Source organism: Polaromonas sp. P1_G2 (genome assembly GCF_056405515.1).
The window spans coordinates 1-408 of record NZ_JBFUBY010001404.1 but is presented as its reverse complement, the minus strand read 5'-3'; the positions used below and the strand labels follow the sequence as shown (position 1 = coordinate 408).

The 408-nt window shown below is 65.0% G+C and carries 1 pseudogene; it reads left to right on the top strand.

The window, feature by feature from the left end:
- Window positions 1-408: pseudogene (locus AC1D0P_RS30785) on the top strand (hypothetical protein); the annotation flags it as partial.

Sequence of the window (408 nt, the reverse complement as noted above, 5' to 3'; positions counted from 1 at the left end):
GCGCAAGGCCAATCCGGACGGCACGTTCATGGGCGCGCTCGACGCAGTCGGCGCCGACCGTGAGACCCGCTGGTCGGCCGAAGACGTGGCGAAACGCATGGATTTCTCGCTCCGTTCGGCCTATGCGCACGGCACGCATCTGCTCCGCACCCATCTCGACAGCATCGCGCCGCAGCATAGCATCTCCTTCGAAGTCTTCGACACGCTACGCGAAACCTGGAAAGACAAGATCGCGCTTCAGGCTGTGGCGCTCTTCCCCCTCGATCTGATGGTCGACCAGGCCTATTTCGACGACCTGGTTTCGGTCGTCGCCCGGCATGCAGGGCTGCTGGGCGGGGTTCCGAAAATGACCCCCGATCTGGCCGTCCAGCTCGACAGCCTCTTCCGCGCCGCCGCCGACCATGGCCT